We start from the raw sequence: 5,201 nt of genomic DNA on the forward strand, positions 1-5,201 counted from the left end.
ACGCTGCGGTCGGCGCGTTCGCGCAGCAGCGCGGCGGCCGCGGCCAGCGCGGCGGCCAGGACGAAGCCGGCGCCGAGGAACAGCAGCGGCTTCGGGGTGACCGGCGCGGCCGGCACGTCGGCGAGGCTGACGAGCCGGGTGCTGCCGACGAGGATGCGGCGCTCGGTCTCGAGCTCGTTGGCGCGCTTGTACAGGTCGGTGTACTGGCCGCGCTTGATCTCGGCGTTGCGCACCATGCCGGCGACGACCGATTCGTCGTCCATCGCGGACGCCGCCTCGGCCTTCGCGGTCTCCATCTGCTGGCGCAGCGACTTGGCGAGCGCGCTCGACGCGTCGAAGGTCTTCTTCAAGCCGGCGCTGATGCTCGCGACCTCCCGGTCGACGCGCAGCTTCAGGCCGGCGAGCTCCGTGCGCATCGCCTGCAGCGTCGGATGGTTCGGCCCCAGCACCGTGCCGGTGTTGGCGATCTGCGCGGCCACCACGTTCATCTGCTGCTTGAGGTCGCCGATCGTCCGGCTCGCCAGCACCGCCGGGGCGTTGATCGAGCCCCGGGCCTGGTCGGCGTTGATCTCGGAGAGGCGCGCCGCGGCGTCGGCCTTGGCGGTCTCGGCCGCCGAGAGCTGCTGGGTGATGGTGCTGAGCCGCTCGGAGGTGATCGGCGCGTTGGCGCCCGACATCAGGCCCTTGCGCCGGCGGAAGGCCTGGATCTTGGCCTCGTCGTCGCGCAGGGACGCGTCGAGCTGGCGGATCTCCTTCCACAGCCACTCGGTCGCCGCCTCGCGGCTGTTGGCGAGCACGCCGCGCTGGTCGTCGAGGAAGGCCGTGATCAGCGCGTTGGTCAGCGCCTGGGAGGTCTCGGCGTTCGGCGAGCGGTAGGCGATGTTGATGACGCGCGAGCGGCCGGCGCCGGTGACGACGTAGCGGCGCTGCAGGTAGTCGACCACCAGGTCGGTGTTGCCGCGCAGCTTGTCGCAGCCGTCCTCCTTGGGCGGCAGCAGGCTCGCGAGGAGCCCGCCGCGCGCGATTTGCCGGCACTCGGCCACAACCTTCTCGACGACGTCGCCCGAGGCGACGAGGCGCATGATCCGCGGCGCGCGGATCACCAGCATCTGGCTCTCGATGTCGGCCGGGTCGCCGAGCTTCTGGATCCAGGCGACCGACGCGTTGGCGTTGTTGCTGCCGGGCTCCGGCTCGGCCACGATCACCGAGCCGACCGCCAGGTACTGCACCGGCGCGACCATCAGCAGCCCGATCGCCACCGACATGACGCCGATGAAGACCGCCGCGAACAGGCGCCGCCGCCGCCAGATCGTCGCGAACGGGCCGGCCTGGTCGGTGGCCGGGCCCGAACGCGGCGCGGCCGGCACGGCGGTGCGGGCGGGGTTGAGGTAGGACGTCGTCATCGTCGACCACCGGGTCTGGCGCCGGTTCGCGAACGGGGTCGCGCGACCGTGCGGAAGGGATTGTGAGGTTCGGGCCGCCGCGCGCGGGCCGAGCGTGGCGGATTCGGTCAGGCCAGGGCCTTGAGGCGGTGGCCCGAGCGCTCCTGGCCGGCGCCGAGGTCGCGGTGGAGGGCCATCTGCTCGTCGACGAAGCCGGCGAACCGGGTGCGGAACACCTCCGGGGCGAACAGCGCCGCCTGGGCGCGGCAGGCGGCGCGCGAGAACATGCCCTCCTGCTCCGTGAAGTCGCGGACGCAGGCCGCGATCGCGGCGGGGTCCGGCTCGGCGAAGAACATGCCCGAGCGGTTGGGCGGGAGCGTCGCCACGGTCTCGCGCGCGCCGCCGCGGCCGAGCGCCAGCACGGGGGTGCCCTCGGCCTGCGCCTCCACCGGGATGATCCCGAAATCCTCCTCCGCCGCGAACACGAAGGCGCGCGCCGTCCCCATCAGCCGGCGGAGCTCGGAATCCCCGACGAAGCCGGCGAACGTCACGTTCGGCCCGGCCGCCTCGCGCAGGCGCGCCTCCTCGGAGCCGGTCCCGGCGACGACGAGCCGGAGGTCCGGCATCAGGGCGAAGGCCTCGATCACCGCGCGCACGTTCTTGTACCCCACGAGGCGGCTCGCCACGAGGAAGTGGTCGCCGCGCGGCAGGTCCGCCCGGATCGCCGATTGCGTGACCGGCGGATGGATCACCTCGGCGGCGCGGCCGTAGACCTTGCGGATGCGCCGGGCGACGAAGGCGGAGTTGGCGACCACCGCGTCCGGCCCGCTGGCGGTGCGGGTGTCCCACAGGCGCATCCGGTGCAGGATCATGCGGGCGACCATGCTCTTGACGCCGTGCTCGTACCCGCTCTCGCGCAGGTAGCTGTGCTGCATGTCCCAGGCGTAGCGCATCGGCGAATGGATGTAGGACACGTGGACCTGGCTCGGCCCGGTCAGGATGCCCTTGGCGACGGCGTAGCTGCTCGAGATCACGAGGTCGTAGGCCGAGAGGTCGAACTGCTCGACGGCGATCGGCATCAGCGGCAGGTAGGCGCGGTGCCGGGTGCGCACCAGCGGCATCCGCTGCAGGAAGCTCGTCCGCGTGGCGCCGACGCCGATCTTGGCGCGGTCGGCCGGGCTCAGGAAGTCGAACAGCGTGAAGACGTCCGCCTCGGGATAGATCGCCAGGATCTCGTGCAGGACGCGCTCGGCACCGCCGACGACGTAGAGCCAATCATGGACGATCGCGACGCGCATCTTCGAGACCTCGAAGGAAGGGGGCACCGAGGCGAAGCCCGGTATGGATGCAACTTACAGGTGTAGTCACCTGAATGGTCGCGGCCAATGCTGGTGATAGGCGGAGATGCTTGCACTTTTAGAAATATCGACGGCTCAAAGGCCTGCCGACAGCGCAAAGACTGCTGAATTCGTCCGCTTGGTAAATCTTAACTATGCTGAAGCGGCTCGGCGCGCGGTTCCGGCCCGCCGCCGGCCGCGCCGGCCTCAGAGCGGGCGCGGCGGCGGGTCGGCGCCTGCGAGCACGGCGTCGAGGAGGTCGGCGTAGCCGCGGGCGGTGGCGTCCCAGGTGTAGCGGGCCTGGTTGCTCCGGCCCTTCGCGACCAGGCTCTCGCGCAGGGCCGGCTCTTCGATCAGCCGGCGCAGGCAGGCGGCCAGGGCGCCGGCATCGGTGGGATCGAAGGTCAGGGCGCCCTCCCCTGCGACCTCCGGCGTCGCGGAGCGGTCCGAGCACACCACCGGGCAGCCGAGCGCCTGCGCCTCCAGCACCGGCAGGCAGAAGCCTTCCGCGAAGGACGGGACGCAGAGGCACAGCGCGCCGCGGTAGAGCGCGGCGAGCCTCTGGTCGTCGATGCGCGACAGGCGGACCACGCGGGAAGCCGCCCCGAGCCGCCGGAGCGTCCCGGCGACGGCGTCGGCGGGGTCCTCGCCGACATGGACGACGGCGAGATCGGGATGGGCGTGCGCGATCGAGGCCACCGCTTCGGCGAGCAGGCCGAAGTTCTTGTTGTGCGTGGCGTTCCCGACGGCGAGCACGTAGGGGCCGGCGACCTCCGCGGGCGCCCCGACGGCGAGGGCCGCAGGGTCGAGCACGGAAGCCGAGGGGATCACGCGGGCGCGCCCGCGGACGGCAGGGTAATGCTGCTCCAGGTCGCGCCGCGTCGCGTCCGAGACGGCGACGACGGCGTGGTTGCGCGCCAGCATCAGCCGGAAGATCCAGTCGGTGGTGAGCGCCTCGCGCGGGCCGGTGCTCTGAGGGATCGTGCGGAAGTACAGGTCGTGGACCACGACGATGCGCGCTCGCCCGCCGGCGCCCGCGCCGTAGGGGTCGATGTTCAGCACCACGTCGATGGCGTGCCGCCGGCAGCAGGCCGGAACGGTGACGAGCTGGGCCAGCACGTCAAGGACCACGATGCGCGGGCGGCGCACCGTCACGACCGCGACGGCGTCGCGCCACGCCGCGGGAAGCTCGGCCCGGGTCCAGGGCGAGCGCAGCACCACGGCGACGTCGGGCCGCCGGACGAGCTCGCCGATCAGCGCGAAGGCGACGCGGGCGACGCCGGACGGCTTGCCGCCGAACTGGCTCGGCATGTTGAGCAGGATGCGCTTCATCGACTGGCAATAACCCCGGACTAGGGTCGATCTAGCACCGTCAGATTGATCAGATGCGTATTCTCCACCTCTCATCGCTGTATCAGCCCGAACAGGTCGGGGGGGCGGAGCTGATGGTGGAGACCCTCGTGCGGATGCAGGCGGGTCTCGGGGCGCAGGTCGGCGTCGCCTGCCTGTCGCGCCGGGCGGAGCCGCCCGACCGGTCGGGCGCGGCGACGATCTACCGCCTCGGCCACGGCACGCCGTTCCACGTCCTCGACTGGGCCGAGCACGGGCGGCTCGACCACCTGCGCTACAAGCTCGCCGCGCAATGGGACGGGCGCACGCTCGCCGCGATGGAGGCCGCGGTGCGGGATTTTTCGCCCGACGTGGTGAACACGCACTCGATGTCGGAGCTGACGCCGCGGATCTGGCCGATGGTGCGCCGGCTCGGGGTGCCGGTCGTCCACACGCTGCACGACTTCACGAGCCTGTGCAGCAACGGCGCGATGGTGCGGCACGGCCGCGCCTGCGAGCGGCAGCACGCCAAGTGCCGCGCCTACGCGCTCCTGCACCGGCTCTGCCAGCGGCCGGTCGACGCCGTGGTCGGCGTCGGCAGCGACATCCTCGCCCGCCACCTCGCGGCCGGGTTCTTCCGCGACGTGCCGGCCGCGTTGCGGCAGGTGATCTGGAACCCGATCGAGGCGGGGCCGCCGCCGGCGCCGCGCGCCCTCCCCTCGGGCGGGGTCACGTTCGGCTACATCGGCCGGATCGAGCCGTCGAAGGGCGTCGACACCCTGATCGAGGCCTGCCGGCTCGAATATCCGCACTACACCCGCCCCCGCGACTGGGAGGGCCGGACGATCCCGGAGGTGCTGACCGGCGGCGACCACGGCGCAATCCGCGCCTGGCGCCGGGCCGAATCCGAGCGGATCACCGCCGAGCGCCGGCCGGATCTGATGGCGTGGCCGCGCGGCGGCTGAGGCGCATCCCGGCAGGCGCGCGAACACCGCGGCGCGATGCAAGCGGATCGGGGTGTCCACGCGTCCCCAGCCCTTGCACCGCTGCCGGCATCGGCGCATCCCGGCGGCGGGACACGCCTCCCCGACGAGGTGCGCCCATCTGTAAGGATGGATCCTCATGTTGCGCCGACCCGACACCCGCCCCCGGG

4 protein-coding genes are annotated in these 5,201 nt (G+C 72.4%); 1 reads left to right on the top strand and 3 read right to left on the bottom strand.

Annotated features, from left to right (window positions below):
- The 3 genes from FV230_RS24110 to FV230_RS24120 all read right to left on the bottom strand — a co-directional run.
- Window positions 1-1,403, bottom strand: a 1,403-nt coding sequence (locus tag FV230_RS24110; RefSeq protein WP_187275605.1) for a GumC family protein, incomplete at its 3' end; no start/stop codon positions are given.
- Window positions 1,404-1,510: 107 nt separating this feature from the next.
- Entirely contained in the window at window positions 1,511-2,680 is a 1,170-nt protein-coding gene (locus tag FV230_RS24115) for a glycosyltransferase (RefSeq protein ID WP_147844200.1), read from the bottom strand.
- A 246-nt stretch (window positions 2,681-2,926) separates the two neighbouring features.
- Complete coding sequence (locus tag FV230_RS24120) at window positions 2,927-4,051, bottom strand: glycosyltransferase family 1 protein (protein ID WP_147844201.1); 1,125 nt, start codon at window positions 4,049-4,051, stop codon at window positions 2,927-2,929.
- A gap of 53 nt (window positions 4,052-4,104) precedes the next feature.
- On the opposite strand from FV230_RS24120, the gene FV230_RS24125 reads away from it, so the two are divergent.
- Window positions 4,105-5,013: a glycosyltransferase gene (locus FV230_RS24125; protein WP_147844202.1), complete on the top strand. Its 909-nt coding sequence runs from the start codon at window positions 4,105-4,107 to the stop codon at window positions 5,011-5,013.
- Window positions 5,014-5,201 lie beyond the last annotated feature (188 nt).

Origin of the sequence: Methylobacterium sp. WL6 (assembly GCF_008040095.1) — a bacterium.
Taxonomy (GTDB): domain Bacteria; phylum Pseudomonadota; class Alphaproteobacteria; order Rhizobiales; family Beijerinckiaceae; genus Methylobacterium.

What these genes read in the sequence shown, in the direction of transcription:
- FV230_RS24120 (WP_147844201.1), bottom strand. Translation starts at nt 4,051, where the DNA reads ATGAAGCGCATCCTGCTCAACATGCCGAGCCAGTTCGGCGGCAAGCCG.
- FV230_RS24125 (WP_147844202.1), top strand. Translation starts at nt 4,105, where the DNA reads ATGCGTATTCTCCACCTCTCATCGCTGTATCAGCCCGAACAGGTCGGG.
- FV230_RS24115 (WP_147844200.1), bottom strand. Translation starts at nt 2,680, where the DNA reads ATGCGCGTCGCGATCGTCCATGATTGGCTCTACGTCGTCGGCGGTGCC.